This window comes from Rummeliibacillus sp. GQ308 (assembly GCF_059759115.1).
This window is the reverse complement of sequence record NZ_JCAXDQ010000001.1, coordinates 674276-691850: the sequence shown is the minus strand read 5'-3', so window position 1 is coordinate 691850 and position 17575 is coordinate 674276. Positions and strand designations below refer to the sequence as shown.

The window sequence follows — 17575 nt, the reverse complement described above, 5'->3', positions numbered from 1 at the left end:
TTTATACATCTGTATTACAAAATCTAATGAAAATTATAATACAACTATTATTTAAGTCCAGTATACTGTTTTATAATTTATCGGTCAATGCAAGTAGCAGAGTTAAAAATTCATTCTCATATAGTTTATTGCAAGGAACCTGTATTATAAAGTGCGAATAACCTGTATTATACTACAGTGGTTTTTTCACTACCTTTACTAGCACAGTTCATTCCAATATATTTATTACCTTTTTAATATGTATTAAAACAATGTTTTCATCCTTCCGAGGTTCTTTTCTATTGTGGGATTTTGGGTGTGCGTTATAATAGAAAAGAACTTTTTTTGAAAGGAAGAGCAAAATGATTTTAATGCACGATATTATACGAGAAGGAAATCCAACTTTGCGTGCTGTCGCGAAAAACTTGTCCTTCCCCCTTACAGAAGAGGAAAAAAAATTAGGTGAAGACCTACTTCAATTTTTGATAAATAGCCAAGACGTAGAATTAGCCGATAAACATGGTTTACGGTCAGGAATTGGAATTGCTGCACCTCAAGTAGATGTTTCAAAAAGAATGTTCGCTCTGCATTTACCAGACAGTGCGGGCAAGCAAATCAGCCTAATTGCCGTTAACCCCAAGATAGTAAGCCATTCTGTAGAAGAAGCATACGTTCCTTCTGGTGAAGGATGCCTTTCAGTAGACCGTGATGTGCCCGGCTATGTACCTCGACCAGCACGCATTACGGTCAAATTTTTCACTCTTGATGGTGAAGAAAAGAAAATGCGGTTAAAAGGATTGCCAGCTATTGCTTTCCAACATGAGTTGGATCACTTAAATGGTGTAATGTTTTATGATCACATTAATAAAGAGAATCCATTTGAAAAGAAACCAAATGCCAATCCGCTGGAAGATTAAAAAAAACGGACTTGATGAACCTTCATCAAGTCCGTTTTTCATTTACCATAATCCCAGTTTTTTCATGGCTTTAGATAAACCATCGTCATCCACATGATCTGTAACAAACGTCGCTGCTTCTTTAGCTTTCGGATGCCCATTTCCCATCGCTACGCTTGTCCCTGCTGCTTGCAGCATTTCCACGTCATTTAATCCATCTCCAAATGCAATAGCATCTTCTATTTCAAATGCAGTATGCTTTAAAAATTGCTGAATGCCATAGGCTTTTGAAACATCTTTATTTATTACATCAACTGAAAACTCATGCCAACGAATCAATTTCAGCTCAGGAAATAGGTTTGCATATCGTTCCTCCCCATGCTCGTCAACATACAATAATATTTGATACGTATTGGATTGTTTATAATATTCAGCGTCCACTTCCGGCATAGGATAGAATAAGGAATCCATGCTTGTACGTACTTTGACATCGTCCTTAGCTGCTGATGTCATCCTCGCATCATCCAAAAATACAACAGGATTATTCTCTTCCTCTGCTTGGACCACCAGTTTCTCCACTATCTCCATGGGAATCGGTCTTTCAGAAATCACTTTTCCTTTATAAACGACATACTGCCCGTTAAAGCTTATGAATGAATTTAGGCCAAGCTCCTCTAATACAGGTTTTAGGAAGAACGGAGAGCGACCTGTCGCAATGACGGCTTCATGTCCGTTTTCCTCAGCTTTTTTGATTGCCTCAAATGTTGCAGGGGGCAATTTTTTCTCCGAATTGTATAACGTACCATCAATATCAAAAAATAAAATTTTCTTATCCACTTGTTAATCCCAACCTTTCTGTCTGTTAAGTGAATTTTCTTTACATTTTCTTTTTAAATGAATATAATAGGGGCAAGGAGTGATCTGCCATGTTCAAACGTCTTAAAAAACAATTGTTGAAAAGGCTTCGTGGCTTGCTCGAGAAAAAAACGATCGCTTAAAGTTATGTTGCCCTTCATATTTTGAAGGGCTTTTCTTTATTTTAGTTTACCTACGTGCTAATATAAAGGAAATGAATTTATTTTGAACGTGTTAAAGGAGAGCAAACAATGATTTATAAAGTATATTATCAAGAAAATATCCTTGAAGTGCCTGTTCGCGAAAACACTAAAAGCTTGTATATTGAAGCTGATGAAGTGCGCGAAGTCCGCGAGAAGCTTCAAGGCCGCGGTTATAACATCGAGTATATCCAATCGCTTGAAGGAAACTACTTGGAATATGAAAAAGCAAGCGAAGATTTCAAATTGGAGAATATCTAATTAATGAAATTCGTCAAAAATGACCAAACTGCAGTTTTCGCACTCGGCGGACTGGGCGAAATCGGCAAAAATACGTATGCTGTTCAATTTCAAGACGAAATAATCTTGATTGATGCCGGCATTAAATTTCCAGAAGACGATTTACTAGGGATTGATTATGTAATTCCCGATTATACCTATCTTGTTCGAAATGTCGATAAAATTAAAGGGTTATTTATTACCCATGGTCATGAAGACCATATCGGCGGCGTTCCATATTTACTTCGCCAAATTAATGTCCCTGTATATGGAGGCAAATTGGCGCTTGGGTTGTTGCGCAATAAGTTGGACGAGCATGGATTGCTTCGCCAAACAAAGCTAATTGAAATCCAGGAAGATGATGTCATCAAATTCCGCAAAACTTCAGTAAGCTTCTTTAGAACAACGCATAGTATCCCAGATGCATACGGAATTGTAGTCAAGACACCACCTGGCAATATCGTGCATACGGGTGACTTTAAATTTGATTTCACGCCAGTTGGCGAACCAGCAAACTTGACAAAAATGGCTGAAATCGGGCGCGATGGCGTTTTATGTTTACTGTCCGACAGTACTAATGCCGAACGTCCTGAATTTACTATGTCGGAACGCAAAGTTGGCGAAAGCATCGATGAAATTTTACGCAAAGTAGAATCTCGCATTATTTTCGCAACATTTGCTTCTAATATCCACCGTTTAAAGCAAGTGACAGATGCTGCTGCTAAACATGGCCGCAAAGTCGCTGTATTTGGACGTAGTATGGACAATGCCATTAACATTGGCCGTGAGCTTGGTTATATTACTGCACCAAAAGAAACCTTTGTAGATGCACAAACATTAAATCGCCTTCCTGCCAATGAAGTGATGATTTTATGTACCGGAAGCCAAGGTGAACCAATGGCTGCATTATCACGAATTGCTAACGGTACGCACCGTCAAATTCAAATACAGCCTGGAGACACTGTTGTGTTCTCTTCTTCACCGATTCCTGGTAATACAACCAGTGTAAATAAGATTATCAACTTATTGTACCGCGCTGGAGCTGAAGTTATTCATGGATCATTGAATAACATCCATACTTCTGGTCATGGCTCACAGCAAGAACAAAAGTTAATGCTACGTTTAATTAAGCCAAAATTCTTTATGCCAATTCATGGTGAATACCGCATGTTGCGTATGCATGGAGACTTGGCAGAAGACTGCGATGTACCAGCAGATAATATCTTTATCATGGAAAATGGTGAGGTATTGGCATTAAGTGCTAATGAAGCTCATGTTGCAGGACGGATACCATCAGGAGCAGTTTATATTGATGGAAATGGTATTGGAGATATCGGCAATATTGTTTTGCGCGATAGACGAATTTTATCAGAAGAAGGTCTTGTTATTGTGGTCGTTAGCGTAGACATGCAGCTACAAAAAATGGTAGCAGGCCCTGATATTATTTCACGCGGTTTCGTTTATATGAGAGAGTCTGGTTCGATGATTAATGAAGCACAGCAAATGTTAAGCAAACACTTGCAACAGCTCTTAATTGAAAAAACACCTCAATGGACGGAATTAAAGAATGAAATTACTGATCTTCTAGAGCCATACCTATTTGAAAAAACAAAACGGCGCCCAATGATTTTGCCGATTATTATGGAAGTATAATAGATTATAATAAGGCCTCCAATACTTAATTGGAGGCCTTGTTTTCGCTTAATTCAGCATTTTCTTCTCAAAGCGGCTTATATCATCATCTTCTCCGATGACAATTAATATATCACCTTCATGTATAACATCCTCTGCTTGAGGTGATACGATAATTTCTTTTTCCCTTTTAATAGCTACAATGTTGATGCCGTACCGTGCACGAATATCTAATCCTATAATGGTATGGCCTTCAAGTAGATGATTTGCCTTTATCTCCATAATCGAGTGTTCATCGGACAACTCTAAGTAATCCAAGACATTATTGGACATCATATTGTTAGCAATCCGAATGCCCATATCACGTTCTGGGTGTACCACGTGATCAGCGCCAATCTTCCGTAGCACTTTTTCATGATAGTCATTCTGCGCTTTTACTGTAATTTTTTGCACACCAATTTCTTTTAAAATTAATGTCGTTAGGATACTCGATTGAATATCATCTCCAATGGCTACAATAACATGTTCAAAATTACGTATACCTAATGATTTAAGTACAGATTCGTCTGTTGTATCTGCTACAACTGCTTGAGTAGCAATTGACGCAAACTCATCTACACGCTCTTGTTGCTTATCGATGGCCATTACATCCGCATCTTGCTGAACAAGCTCTTGAACAATACTACCTCCAAAACGGCCTAATCCAATCACAACAAATTCTTTCTTCATGCCAAATACCTCCGATTTCCCAGCACTTCCTACAAGGTTCTGTATCCATTTTAACAAACAACGTAAAAACATGCTCAGGAAATTTTCATTCTCTCCAATACTACCTACTCTACATTTTGAGCTGTATCCTTGTTCTCATTCACAGAAAAAGGCAGCTGTCTGTACATTAGCTGTACAAACAACTGCCTCCGAATGCTTATTCAGCATTTCTTACTTCATCAAGTACACGATTGACACGTTTTTCAAGCATTTTCATGCCGCTACCACCAGCTTGGAAGTGGCGTAGCTTACCGTCTTTATCGAATACATAGTAAGCTGGAACGTATTGATTTTCAAAAGCATCTGTTAATTTCATATCACTGTCTACAAAAATAGGTTGAGTGATACCATGTTCGTTAGCTACCTCTTTGATTTCTCCTAAATCTAGGTCTTTCTCAGAGCGTGGCATATGAACTGCAATAACATTTAGCTCATCTTTATATTGATCACGGAAGTTGTTTACATCCGGCATAGCTTCCTTGCATAAATGACAGCTAATAGACCAGAAATGAATAAGTGTTGGTTTATCACCCACTAGCTCACTTTTTGTCACTTGGCCATTTAACCAAGCTGTTTCGCCTTGTAATTCAGGCATATCTGCTCGTAATTTCATGCTATTCACCTCTTCATTTAGTTAACATCTGTTTAAAAAAGGGACCTAACATTTGTTAGTCCCTTCGCTTTGCAATGCTTAGCCTTTCAACGTAGCATCGCCAGGACGCCAGTTTGCTGGGCAAAGACCGCCAGTTTGCAATGCTTGAAGCACACGCAATGTTTCGTCTACATCACGGCCAATGTTGTTGTGGTTTACAACTTGGTATTGTAGTTCGCCTTCTGGGTTAATAATGTATAGGCCGCGCAATGCAACACCTTCATCTTCAATAAGCACGCCATAGTCACGTGATACACGTTGGTTGTGGTCTGCAGCTAATGGGAATTTCAACTCGCCGATACCATTTTGGCTGCGGTCAGTGTTGATCCATGCTAAGTGTGTATGAACTGTATCAGTTGAAACGCCGATTACTTCAGCATCTAAATCTTCAAATTCGTCGTAACGGTCTGACATTGAAGTGATTTCAGTAGGACATACGAATGTAAAGTCCATTGGATAGAAGAATAGAACTGTCCATTTGTCATTTTTCATGTTTTCTTCTAAGCTTACTGTGCCAAATTCTTTATTTGGCATTACTGCTTGCATTTCGAATACTGGTGCTTGTTTTGCTACCATACGTTCTGCCATGATAAATCCCTCCAAAAGTTAATATAAATGTAAGTAGCTTATTGCTACGATCCACATTCTACAATAGCAAATAATACTATTAAACGCAAAGGTTTCATGGTATATTTTGAATATTTGATTATTCCTTTTCCCATATTACGAGCTGAAACAAGTTTTCTTAAAGTCATCGGGAAATACCAATTTATGCTATTCCCTTATTATAAGTTGTACTGCTTCTCTGCCACTTCTATGCGAGGCATAAAAAATGTCCCCATCATTATATGAGGACACGGAAATATTGTTATTCGATTGAATGCCAAAATTCATAATCCATCCTTTGTCTCAAGCATTTCTCTATCTTTATTCCTCTTTCGCTCCTAAACACCGTTCACACTCATATAATGTGGATTCTACTTGTTCCACTATTTCACAACCACATTCTAAGCAAAGCTTCGGATACTTTTGAGTGTTTTCGTTTTTCATTAGATCTCCTCCTTAAAATGTTTTATTCCCTTTATCAAATAGACTGATAGCTTGGAATCGTTAGAAATTCTTCAAATGTATCTTGGAGAATTAAACTCTTGAAAATGTCTGTAGCCTTGTCTAATCGGCTTTGCACATAATTCTCTTCACCGAGTTGATTTTTTAAAATCGAAACTTCTTCTTCTAAAATTTTTTGTACATAATGCGCGTCTATTTTTTGTCCATCGATTGTATTTCCTTTTTCATGTCGTATCCATTGCCATATTTGCGTACGCGAGATTTCAGCAGTTGCTGCATCTTCCATCATATTATAAATCGGCACAGCGCCATTCCCCCGAAGCCAAGATGCAATATACTGAACGCCAACACTACAGTTGAGCCGTACTCCTTCTTCTGTAATGGAACCTATTGGCACTTCTAATAAGTCCGTTGCTGTTACATGCACATCATTTCGTTTACGATGAATTTGATTAGGTGTCTTCATATAGTAATCAAATTGCTCCATTGCCACTTGCACTAAGCCTGGATGCGCCACCCATGTTCCATCATGACCATCCTTTGCTTCTCTCATCTTATCCTCTCGTACTTTTTCGAACGCTAATTCATTCGCTTGTGGATTGTCTTTAATAGGGATTTGGGCAGCCATGCCACCCATGGCTGGCGCATTGCGCTTATGACATGTGTGGATACATAATTGCGTATAAGCTCTCATAAATGGCGAATTCATGGTTACTTGGCTTCTATCTGGCAAAATGACTTCATGATGGTTACGTAATCGCTTAATATAACTAAAAATATAATCCCATCTGCCGCAATTTAAGCCGGCAGAATGCTCTTTTAATTCATATAATATCTCATCCATTTCAAAGGCTGCTGTAATGGTTTCAATCAGGACTGTTGCTTTTATTGTCCCTTTTGCTAGCTCCATGTACTTCTCTGAGTAATTAAAGATATCATTCCATAACCTTGCTTCCAAATGGCTTTCAAGTTTCGGCAAATAGAAATATGGACCTGTGCCTTGAGCAATTAACTCTTTTGCATTATGGAAGAAGTATAATCCGAAATCAAAGAAGCTCCCTGCCACAGGCTCACCATCGATCTCTATATGCCTTTCTTCCATATGCAATCCTCTTGGTCTTACGATTAATGTAGCCACCTTGTCATTTAATCGATAGACTTTCCCGTTTGAAGGTTGTGAATAAGAAATAGTTTTTCGTATGGCATCAAATAGATTCACTTGGCCTTCAATCATATTTTCCCATGTGGGTGAAGTAGCATCTTCAAAACATGCCATAAATAATTTGGCTCCTGAATTTAGCGCATTAATGACCATTTTCCGTGTCACTGGGCCTGTAATTTCCACACGGCGATCCTGTAAATCTTTAGGTAATGGTGCGATTTCCCAAGTGCTTTCACGAATTGATTTTGTTTCCTCTAAAAAATCTAGTGTGCCTCCGGCATCTAATTGACGTTGCCGCTCTAGCCGCAAATGTAATAATTCTAAGCGGCGCTGATTGAACTGACGATGCAAAGACGAAATAAACCGAAGTGCTTCTGCTGACAGAATTTGTTTTGTAGAATCGTTTACTAGTCCAGTAATGTTGATGGATGAAGTGACTGTTTGTTGGATACTCATTCGCAACAACCCTTTCTTATTTTCATTTAAATGCTTGCCATCATTGCGCGATAAAGTGAAACTTCATTCAGTGGGGGGTTTTTATCCCCTACTGAGTGTTAGTTGAACCAATCGGGCTTTTACGGGCAGTTAACCCCCACTTAAACTTCTCCGTTACATACTTACGTTTTGAAGTGGGGGTCTTACTGCCCGTTAATGCGGAATAAATTGAGCTGTTTCAGTAGAACCCTCCATCGCTGTTGTAGATGATGTCCCTCCTGAAATAACCTGAGCTACTTCATCAAAGTAGCCCGTACCCACTTCACGTTGATGTTTAGTTGCTGTATATCCATCACGTTCGCTTGAAAATTCTTCTTGTTGAAGTTTTGAATAGGCAGCCATTCCGTTGTTTTTATAATCAACCGCTAGTTTAAACATGCTGTGATTCAACGAATGGAACCCTGCTAATGTAACAAATTGGAATTTATATCCCATTTTCGCCAACTCTTTTTGATACTTAGCAATCGTCTCCTCATCTAAATTTGCTTTCCAATTAAAGGATGGTGAACAATTGTATGCAAGCATTTTCCCTGGATATTGTGCATGGATGGCCTCTGCAAATTGTCTTGCTTCCTCTAAATCCGGCTTAGATGTTTCACACCATATTAAATCGGCATAAGGAGCATAAGCTAGGCCTCGCTCAATCGCCTGATCGATTCCAGCATATGTGCGGAAAAATCCCTCTGGTGTTCGCTCGCCTGTTAAAAATTTAGCATCTCGCGGATCAATATCACTCGTGACCATATCCGCAGCATCTGCATCTGTCCGGGCGATTAGGATAGTCGGTACTCCGCATACATCAGCAGCTAATCGTGCAGCGACTAAATTTCGTATAGCATTTTGTGTGGGAAGCAATACTTTACCGCCTAAATGGCCACATTTCTTTTCAGATGCTAATTGGTCCTCCAAATGCACACCTGCTGCCCCTGCTTCAATCATCCCTTTTATTAACTCAAAAACATTTAGTGGTCCTCCAAATCCTGCTTCTGCGTCGGCAATAATCGGAGCAAACCAATCAAAGCTGTCTTCTCGTCCTTCAACTCCATCAATTTGGTCTGCTCTTTGCAATGCTTGATTGATACGTTTGACCACTTGCGGCACTGAATTAGCGGGATACAAGGATTGATCAGGATACACTTGCCCAGATAAATTGGCATCTGCTGCTACTTGCCAACCACTAAGATAGATAGCTTGTAAACCAGCTTTTACTTGTTGTACTGCCTGATTGCCGGTCAATGCACCTAGCGCATTAATATAGTCTTCTTGCTGCAGTGTGTCCCACAAACGTTTTGCGCCTTTTTCAGCTAACGTATGCTGAATGTCTACTGAACCCCGAAGCTTGATTACCTCTTCCGCACTATACGGACGTTTAATGTCTTGCCATCTTTCATCATTTGCCCAGCTCTTTTCAAGTTTCTCAATTTGTTTTTGCCTTGTTGTCATTTGAATCACACCTTCCGACTTTTTATCATTTTACTGTTGCACAACAGATTTAGTTGTTATAATGTAATATATAACAATAATGCTTTTTTGTATTATTTTTTGGATAAAATGCAACTATTTAGCGATGAAACATTGTTTTTGCATGACAAACAAGGGGGCTTTGGATGTGAGAGATAATGACATCTCGTTTTTATCAAAAAATGTGGCGGAACAGTATTATAATCTGATGAGTGATTGGTTGCCTGAGGAATCTTCAGTAGCAATAGCAGTAGGCGATACGTACGTTTATTTTAATGGCTGCCAAAAACTTCAATTATTTAATGGCAAAAAAGTAGAGTCTGGAAGTATAGTAGAACGCGTCATGAAAGAAAAAAGAAAAATTGAGGAGTTAATGAACGAAGCTTTTTTAGAAAAACCTTTTTATGGGATTGGTTACCCAATTACTTTAATGGGTGAAGCTGCTGTGTTATTGGTAATATTATCTCCCCTTTATCAAGAGATAAAAAATGATCCAATCCGTTTTATAACAGGCAAACAACAAGATGAATGGGTGTTAGTTCCAATTGAAAAAATTACACATTTCGAGAGCTTAAATAAAAAGAATTGGTGTTACACAGATGGTAAGCAGTATACAGTAAGCACAACATTGAAGAACCTTCAGAAAAAGCTGCCGAAAGATTTTCTTCGTATCCACAGATCTTATATAATCAATATCCACGCGATCGATCGTATCACCCGTGATTTTTCCTCCAATTTAATGATCCATATGGAAGATGGAACTGGACTTCCAGTTAGTCAAACCTACTTAAATGAAGTAAAACGCTTACTGGATATATAACTCATAAAAACCCCGCAAAAATAGTTTCTGCTTTTGCGGGGTCTTGTGTTCATTATTTGATTTTTTCCAACTCAGCTTTCAATTGCTGTACATCATGATTTTCTTCTTTTACTGTCTTTTTCAGCAACGAAACTTCATTTTCTAATGCTTTTTGTAATTCTTTTGTTTCTGCATCTAAATTAGCTTTTGGCTTCTTGCTTTTTTCTTGAAGTGCTGAAATGACATCATATAAGTCTTCATGGCCCATCACTCTGCCCGCTCCCCACATTAAACGGTCTGCAGGCTGGTTCATTACATAATCTGTAAAGTACTGATATGTTTCTTTATCAAAGTCGTAGGCATACCAGTTATTATCAACGGCAAACAAGTAGTCATCAAGGGCTTTTTGAGCTTTCCCCTTCTCTATTGCTTTAATGGCAGCAGATAAGTTTTCAATATTATTTTGCGCATGTTCGTGAGGGAAAATAGGTTCATCCTCCCATGTTAAACGAACAAATTGATTTTGCGCCAATTTAAATGTGTGAAGTAACTTACTGTTTACATCACGACTTTCTTTATATAATTTCGCAGCTTTTTTATCTTCGCCTGCTTGTAGCGCTTTTGCATACGCACTATTTATTTCGTTTACCTTTTTATTTGCCTGTTTTGCAGTGCTAATGGCTTCATCAATCGTACTAATGAGTGTGTCGCTTGAAACATTCGAGTCTTTTAATACATCCTGCTTCAATGTCTTCTTCATTTCTTCTAAACGTGTTGTGAAATTTAGCGGCGATACAGCTGTTTGATCATATTGCATAGCCAATAATCCATATAAATTCATATTAAATTGGAGTGCTTTAATATTATTTGTTTTTTCATTATCGAATTGTGAGTGGTAATGTGTATGCATAAACTCACTATCCTGAAAATCATTACGCAATGCTGGAACACCAGCTAACGAGAATGAAAAATCATCAGACCACGTACGGAGTGGCGCCACTACAGAAATCCCTTTTTTATAAACACCTTTGACTGTCGGTACAGTTTTAGCAAATTTCGTAAGGAAGTCTTTGTATTCATATACTGCTCGGATTTCATTTGTCTTGGTATGTTCATATGCAGGTAACTCAAAATTCAAATTGGCAATCGCCTTGCCTACCCATTCAGGATGAACACGGAAGATTTGATTGTAGGCACCTGTAGACCAGTCGTATCTTGTATTGCTTACTCCCCATTCTTCCGCAGCTAATGCATTAAAAATGATAGTTTTTTGGGGTTTATAGCCACTATCTACTAATCCTTTTGCAATCCCCATCAATAATCCTATGGACGCATTATCATCTTGGAATCCATCAAAATAGGAATCATAGTGTCCTGATAAAATTACATATGAATCCGGGTCTTTCCCTTCAATTTTCCCGTAGTAATTATATGTCTTCTGATCTTTTTTCACTGTGGATTTGGCATCAAAATCAACCTGTAATTTATTGTGTTGTTTTTTTAATGCTGCTTTTAATAATGCAGCGTCATTTTGCGACATAGAAAATGCAGGAGCATCATCAGGCCCACAAATATCCTGTGCATTTAAGGCATTTCCATCTACTTCTGCATATCCCTTGCTTTGTACTGCAATGACAGCAGCAGCTCCTTTTAAATGTGCTTGATATGTTGGATAATTAATCCACCAATCCTCGCGCTGATTAATATCTATAAGAACTAGCTTACCTTTAACATCAAGATTCTCTAAATCAGCCGCTGTCCCTCTGTTGGCATACACAACATCAAAAGTTTTAGGTCCTTTCGTATCAAAGTTCGTTTGATATCCGCCAAGAACAGCCAAATGTGTTTTTCCTCTGGCATCTGTAAACTTCAGATCTGCTTTTTTAAAGGTCCAGCTATCGACTGTAATCTCATCTTTCGAAACATCCGTAAGCCCGATTTTTTTCATTTCATTTGCTATTTTCTTACCTGTTTGCAATTCAGCAGTTGATCCAGCTGTTCGATAGCCTAGCTTCTCATTTGTTTTAAATTGCTCTAAACTTTTCGCAAATTCATACGAATAATTTGCGTCTGCTAGCTTTAAATAGCTCTTCGAATCTGTTGTTTCCACTGCTTTCTTTTGTTTTTCCTCTGTACTATTTTTCTCCGGCGTACATGCCACCAATGTAGTTGCGATCAGCGAAATCGCCAATGCACCACCTAAAAATCTTTTCATCAACCACATTCCTTTCCACTAAATTTACTTTGTTCATAGGAATCTTTATTCCCTAATTGCGAGAAAATTCAATCACACTTTTGCTAATCTAGCGAAACCAATTTTTTTCACAAAAATTATTAAATGATAACTTTCAACAAATAGCAATTACTTTTTTTATCAAAAACTTTTATTCTTTCCTTTTATTTCTTATGTAAATGCAATAATTGATACAGTAAAAAAATGTTAGTGTTAAATGCTTGAGGGTAAAGGATTAGTGTCAGTCTATTAAATTATTTGATAAAGAATATTATTTTAGAAAAAAAGGTTGAAAAATATGTCCTATTTTGTATAATAGAATACGTTTCACTAAACTAAAAGTTTTGTCTTAGTAAACTTGTGTTACTTAAAGTTCACCATAAGTAAACTTCCAATAAATGAAAATATAACTCTTTACTAAAGAAAATACTGAAAATAGAGGAGGAATGCATTTGATGCAGATAGGCAAAAAAATCAAACGCCTGCGACTGAAAAAAGGTTTGACGCAAGAAGAACTAGGCGAAAGAACCGATTTGAGCAAGGGCTATATATCCCAGGTAGAAAGGGATTTAAATTCCCCCTCTATTGAAACGCTGTTTGACTTACTAGAAGTATTGGGTTCTACCCCAAAAGAATTTTTTGATGATGAAATTGAAGACCAAAATGTTGTCTATACAGACGAAGAGCATACGACTTTTACAGATGACAAGAAGGGGTATTATTTAAAATGGTTAATCCCCACTTCAAATGAAAAAGAAATCGAGCCAGTGATGATTGTTTTTGAAGAGAATGGCGAATTCAAAAAGTTTGAGCCTTCCTTGTCTGAAACATTTATCTATGTACTATCTGGTCGGGTAAAACTGGTTTTAGGCAAACAAGAATTCGTTGCTTCACAAGGCAGCTCTATTTACTTCGATGCTTCTAACCATCATCAGTTGTTCAACGACTTTGCAGGTAAAACGGAAATTTTACTTGTTGCAACAGAATCTTATTTATAGCTTAGGGGGACCCCAGATGTCGGAAAATGCAATTATCCGCTTTGAAAATGTTTCAAAATCATTCAGTGATGGCACTGTAGTGCTAAAAGATATAAGCTTTGAAATGGAACGAGGCAAGTTCTATACACTCTTAGGGCCATCTGGCTGTGGGAAAACAACAATTCTCCGTCTCATCGCAGGTTTTATGGAACCTACCAATGGTTCAATCTATTTCAATGGCAAAACAATCAATAATGTGCCAGCCAATGAACGCCAAGTCAATACCGTTTTCCAAGACTACGCACTATTCCCTCACCTTAATGTGTTTGAAAATGTGGCGTTTGGTTTGCGTATTAAGAAAGTAAAAAATGAAGAAATCACCAGAAGAGTAGAAGAAGCATTAAGGTTTGTCAATTTAGCAGGTTATAGCCAACGTGAAATCTACGAAATGTCTGGTGGCCAAAGACAACGTGTTGCCATAGCACGCGCTATCGTAAATGATCCAGAAATCATTTTATTAGATGAGCCTTTATCTGCCCTAGATTTAAAACTGCGCACAGAAATGCAATATGAATTGCGCGAATTACAGCAGCGTTTAGGCAAGACCTTTGTATTTGTCACTCATGACCAAGAAGAAGCACTAGCCATGTCAGACGAAATCTTTGTCTTACATGAAGGCCAAATCGAGCAAAGTGGATCACCTGTGGATATCTACGATGAACCAATCAATCGTTTTGTCGCTGATTTCGTCGGCGAATCAAACATTGTGCCAGGTACAATGATTCGAGATTTTGAGGTTACGTTTGCAGGTAAGACTTTTGAATGTGTAGACCAAGGCTTGAACGCCAACGAAAATGTAGATATCGTCATTCGACCTGAAGATTTAGAGATCACAGATGTAGAGCGTGGAAAGCTTGTTGTAACAGTTGATACCCAATTATTCCGCGGCGTTCATTATGAGCTCTCTACCTATGACCAAGATGGGAATGAGTGGCTTGTACATTCATTGAAAAAAGCTGATGTTGGTGCAAAAATCGGCTTAGATTTCGACCCTGAAGCTATTCATGTTATGCGTTTAAATGAATCAGAAGAAGACTTCGATAAAAGACTTGAATCTTACGGAGAAGAAAATAATGCGTAGAAAAGGGAATTTATTATCACTAATCCCCTACTATATTTGGATTCTATTTTTCGTTATTGCACCGATCCTTTTAATTGTTTATTATTCGCTTCTTGATCTACATGGCCATTTCACAATCAATAACTATCGAAATTTCTTGACTAGCGTTTATTTGAAAATGACCTTGAGTTCGTTCTGGTATGCATTTCTCATCACGCTGTTCTCCTTAATTATTTCTTATCCAGCTGCTTATTTAATTACAAAGTTAAAATATAAGCAGTTATGGCTTATCCTGATTATTATTCCTTCTTGGATTAATCTTCTATTGAAAACCTATGCCTTTATTGGCATCTTTGGCAACAAAGGTCCAATCAACGCTTTTGTTAAAGCAATTGGACTTCCAAATCAGCAAATTCTTTTTACTGATTTTGCCTTTGTTTTTGTATCTGTGTATATTTTTATACCGTTCATGATTCTGCCGATCTTTAATGCATTAGATAAGTTAAACCCTGCATTAATTGACGCATCACGAGATTTAGGCGCTTCGAAAATCACTACTTTCAGAAGAGTTATCATTCCGTTGACCATGAACGGCGTTAAAGCGGGTGTACAGGCTGTCTTTATACCGGCACTTTCATTGTTCATGATTACAAGACTAATTGCAGGTAACCGTGTGATTACGCTTGGTACAGCAATCGAAGAGCAATTCTTAACAACACAAAACTGGGGTATGGGTTCAACCATCTCTGTATTCTTGATACTCTTTATGTTTATTATTATGTTGCTGACAGGTGAACGGAAGAAAGGAGTGGCGCGTAATGGAAAAGCTAAATAAACGATCGAAATTGTATTTGGCGCTTGTCTTTGTCATTCTATATGCGCCTATCCTTTTTCTTGTCTTCTATTCGTTCAATAGCGGCGATTCAATGACCAACTTTAAATCATTCACCTTTGCCCATTACAAAGAAGTTTTCCAAGATTCTAGGTTAATCGTTATTTTAATCAATACAGTAGTTATTGCTTTGTTATCTGCATTGATTGCTACGATCATTGGAACTCTCGGATCTATTGGCATTGTTTCTATTAAAAATAGAAAAATGCGCAATACCGTTCTTTCATTGAATAATATCCTGATTGTGAGCCCTGATGTTATTATTGGTGCTTCATTCTTGATCCTCTTTACAATGGCTGGGATTAAACTTGGCTTTATGTCCGTCTTATTATCACATGCAGCATTTAGTATCCCGATCGTTGTGCTAATGGTATTACCAAAATTGCATGAAATGAGTTCATCTTTAATTGATGCAGCGCTTGATTTAGGTGCAAGCCGACGCGATATTTTAACCCGTGTTATATTGCCTTATGTTAAGCCGGGTATCTTTGCTGGATTCTTTATGGCTTTAACCTATTCCTTAGATGATTTTGCTGTCACATTCTTTGTTACAGGAAATGGCTTCAGCACACTCTCTGTTGAGATTTATTCAATGGCTCGTGCAGGCGTCTCGTTAACTGTCAACGCACTCTCAGGTTTAGTATTCTTTGTCACATTGCTCCTTGTATTAGGTTATTACTTTATTACAAAACGCCAAACAAGATCGGGGGCTCATAAATGAAATCTTTGATACGAGCATCGATTGGCATTTTACTTGTATGCGGAATATTAATGTATACTTCACATGCAATGGATGCTACTTCCGGAAAATCCGGGAAAGATATTTTAACTATCTACAACTGGGGAGAATATATTGACCCTGCTTTAATTAAGAAATTTGAAAAGCAAACAGGCATCAATGTTATTTATGAAACGTTTGATTCAAATGAAGCTATGATGACGAAAATCGAACAAGGCGGAACGAATTATGATATTGCCGTTCCTTCTGAATATACGGTTGAACAAATGAGAGAACGCCACTTGCTTAAAAAAATTGATCACAAGCAAATCCCTAATTTGAAATATATTGAACCAGATTTTCTACATCTGGCTTTTGATAAAAAGAATCAATATTCGATTCCTTATTTTTGGGGTACTGTAGGGGTTGTTTATAATAAGAAACTTTTAAAAGACAAGAAATTTGATAGCTGGGATGACCTTTGGGATCCATCACTAAAAGGCAAGGTTATTTTAGTAGATAGCGCCAGAGAAGTAATTGGTGTTGGTCTAAATAGTATCGGTCAATCACTGAATACAACAGACTCTACTGTTTTGCAGAAAGCGACTAATAAACTAATTCGCATGGCGCCAAACGTGAAAGCGGTCATCGGTGATGAGGTAACTCAATTAATGATCAATGGGGACGCGGAAGTAGCCCTCACTTGGTCTGGTCAAGCGGCCGATATGATGTCTGAAAATGATGATTTGACATACAGCGTGCCAAAAGAAGGCTCCAATCTATGGTTTGATAATATGGTCATTCCTAAAACATCGAAAAATATAGAGGGTGCCCATAAATTCATCAACTTTATGCTAGATCCAAAAGTAGCTGCTCAAAACTCTGAGTATGTAGGCTATACAACTCCTAATAAAGCCGCATTAAAATTGATGGATCCTGAAATCGTCAATGATACACGCTATTACGTATCAAAAGACGTTCGTGAAAAATTAGAAGTTTATAAAAACCTAGGAAAAGAAAAGATCGGCGAATATAATGAACTTTTCCTACGCTTCAAAATGTCTATACGTTAATGTATTGAAGAAAGAAGCTGAATCAAAAAAGTTTCAGCTAATGAAAAGACCGAACACCTGTGAAATTTAATTTCACGTGTGTTCGGTTCTTCTTTTGTGAAATTTCGTAATGTGTTCCTTGCTGCAGACTTAGCTTTAATCTCCTCATCACTACGATCTACTAAGATTCACAGGACTCGCCGTACGACTCTCTATAGCTCTTAATTTATATTTATGAAATTGATTGGCTTATAAGGAGTTATTAATTTTTTCCCCTTCTTGTTTCTTAGATGGCATTGGTTAAGTCAGATAAAAAGTAGTCTCCCTAAAATTTTTC

The 17575-nt window shown here is 37.8% G+C and carries 17 protein-coding genes; 9 read left to right on the top strand and 8 right to left on the bottom strand.

Annotated elements, in window-relative coordinates:
* The first annotated feature begins 341 nt into the window (after positions 1-341).
* On the top strand, positions 342-896 hold the full coding sequence (gene def, locus AC6CHJ_RS03250) for a peptide deformylase (RefSeq protein ID WP_249775626.1): 555 nt from the start codon (positions 342-344) through the stop codon (positions 894-896).
* A gap of 42 nt (positions 897-938) precedes the next feature.
* Here the strand turns inward: def and AC6CHJ_RS03245 are convergent, their stop codons facing one another.
* A complete protein-coding gene (locus AC6CHJ_RS03245) occupies positions 939-1712 on the bottom strand; it encodes a Cof-type HAD-IIB family hydrolase (protein WP_249775625.1) in 774 nt (257 codons plus the stop codon).
* A 269-nt stretch (positions 1713-1981) separates the two neighbouring features.
* On the opposite strand from AC6CHJ_RS03245, the gene AC6CHJ_RS03240 reads away from it, so the two are divergent.
* Entirely contained in the window at positions 1982-2191 is a 210-nt protein-coding gene (locus AC6CHJ_RS03240; protein WP_066785028.1) for a DNA-dependent RNA polymerase subunit epsilon, read from the top strand.
* 3 nt (positions 2192-2194) lie between these two features.
* Positions 2195-3862 carry a ribonuclease J1 gene (gene rnjA / locus AC6CHJ_RS03235; RefSeq protein ID WP_147194377.1) on the top strand — a complete coding sequence of 556 codons (1668 nt, stop codon included), beginning with the start codon at positions 2195-2197 and terminating at the stop codon, positions 3860-3862.
* A 48-nt stretch (positions 3863-3910) separates the two neighbouring features.
* On the opposite strand, the gene AC6CHJ_RS03230 is transcribed toward rnjA, so the two are convergent.
* From AC6CHJ_RS03230 to aceA, 6 genes are all read right to left on the bottom strand, one after another.
* Complete coding sequence (locus AC6CHJ_RS03230; protein ID WP_066785017.1) at positions 3911-4570, bottom strand: potassium channel family protein; 660 nt, start codon at positions 4568-4570, stop codon at positions 3911-3913.
* A 196-nt stretch (positions 4571-4766) separates the two neighbouring features.
* Positions 4767-5222, bottom strand: coding sequence for a TlpA disulfide reductase family protein (locus tag AC6CHJ_RS03225; RefSeq protein WP_066785014.1), 456 nt, complete (start codon positions 5220-5222; stop codon positions 4767-4769).
* A 78-nt stretch (positions 5223-5300) separates the two neighbouring features.
* Positions 5301-5849 (bottom strand): peroxiredoxin, encoded by a 549-nt coding sequence (locus AC6CHJ_RS03220; RefSeq protein WP_066785011.1) that lies wholly within the window; start codon positions 5847-5849, stop codon positions 5301-5303.
* A 339-nt stretch (positions 5850-6188) separates the two neighbouring features.
* On the bottom strand, positions 6189-6311 hold the full coding sequence (locus tag AC6CHJ_RS03215) for a YhfH family protein (protein ID WP_190323377.1): 123 nt from the start codon (positions 6309-6311) through the stop codon (positions 6189-6191).
* Positions 6312-6345: 34 nt separating this feature from the next.
* Complete coding sequence (gene aceB / locus AC6CHJ_RS03210; protein WP_498287269.1) at positions 6346-7947, bottom strand: malate synthase A; 1602 nt, start codon at positions 7945-7947, stop codon at positions 6346-6348.
* Positions 7948-8139: 192 nt separating this feature from the next.
* Positions 8140-9429 carry an isocitrate lyase gene (gene aceA, locus AC6CHJ_RS03205; protein WP_498287267.1) on the bottom strand — a complete coding sequence of 430 codons (1290 nt, stop codon included), beginning with the start codon at positions 9427-9429 and terminating at the stop codon, positions 8140-8142.
* 166 nt (positions 9430-9595) lie between these two features.
* Here aceA and AC6CHJ_RS03200 point away from each other — a divergent pair, with 166 nt between their 5' ends.
* Positions 9596-10267 carry a LytR/AlgR family response regulator transcription factor gene (locus AC6CHJ_RS03200; protein WP_392994760.1) on the top strand — a complete coding sequence of 224 codons (672 nt, stop codon included), beginning with the start codon at positions 9596-9598 and terminating at the stop codon, positions 10265-10267.
* Between the two features lie 52 nt (positions 10268-10319).
* Here the strand turns inward: AC6CHJ_RS03200 and AC6CHJ_RS03195 are convergent, their stop codons facing one another.
* On the bottom strand, positions 10320-12461 hold the full coding sequence (locus AC6CHJ_RS03195) for a M28 family peptidase (protein WP_498287265.1): 2142 nt from the start codon (positions 12459-12461) through the stop codon (positions 10320-10322).
* A gap of 473 nt (positions 12462-12934) precedes the next feature.
* Between AC6CHJ_RS03195 and AC6CHJ_RS03190 the strand changes: the two genes are divergently transcribed.
* Genes AC6CHJ_RS03190 through AC6CHJ_RS03170 form a run of 5 tightly spaced genes read left to right on the top strand, consistent with a single transcriptional unit; the run spans position 12935 to position 17259 of the window.
* Positions 12935-13477, top strand: a complete 543-nt coding sequence (locus AC6CHJ_RS03190) for a helix-turn-helix domain-containing protein (RefSeq protein ID WP_066784997.1) — start codon at positions 12935-12937, stop codon at positions 13475-13477.
* 16 nt (positions 13478-13493) lie between these two features.
* A complete protein-coding gene (locus tag AC6CHJ_RS03185) occupies positions 13494-14597 on the top strand; it encodes an ABC transporter ATP-binding protein (protein WP_066784993.1) in 1104 nt (367 codons plus the stop codon).
* Positions 14590-15411 carry an ABC transporter permease gene (locus AC6CHJ_RS03180; protein ID WP_147194394.1) on the top strand — a complete coding sequence of 274 codons (822 nt, stop codon included), beginning with the start codon at positions 14590-14592 and terminating at the stop codon, positions 15409-15411. The genes AC6CHJ_RS03185 and AC6CHJ_RS03180 overlap by 8 nt, the downstream gene beginning before the upstream one ends.
* Positions 15395-16189, top strand: coding sequence for an ABC transporter permease (locus AC6CHJ_RS03175; RefSeq protein WP_066784988.1), 795 nt, complete (start codon positions 15395-15397; stop codon positions 16187-16189). Before AC6CHJ_RS03180 ends, AC6CHJ_RS03175 begins: the two co-directional genes overlap by 17 nt.
* Entirely contained in the window at positions 16186-17259 is a 1074-nt protein-coding gene (locus AC6CHJ_RS03170) for an ABC transporter substrate-binding protein (RefSeq protein WP_150283821.1), read from the top strand. The genes AC6CHJ_RS03175 and AC6CHJ_RS03170 overlap by 4 nt, the downstream gene beginning before the upstream one ends.
* Positions 17260-17575 lie beyond the last annotated feature (316 nt).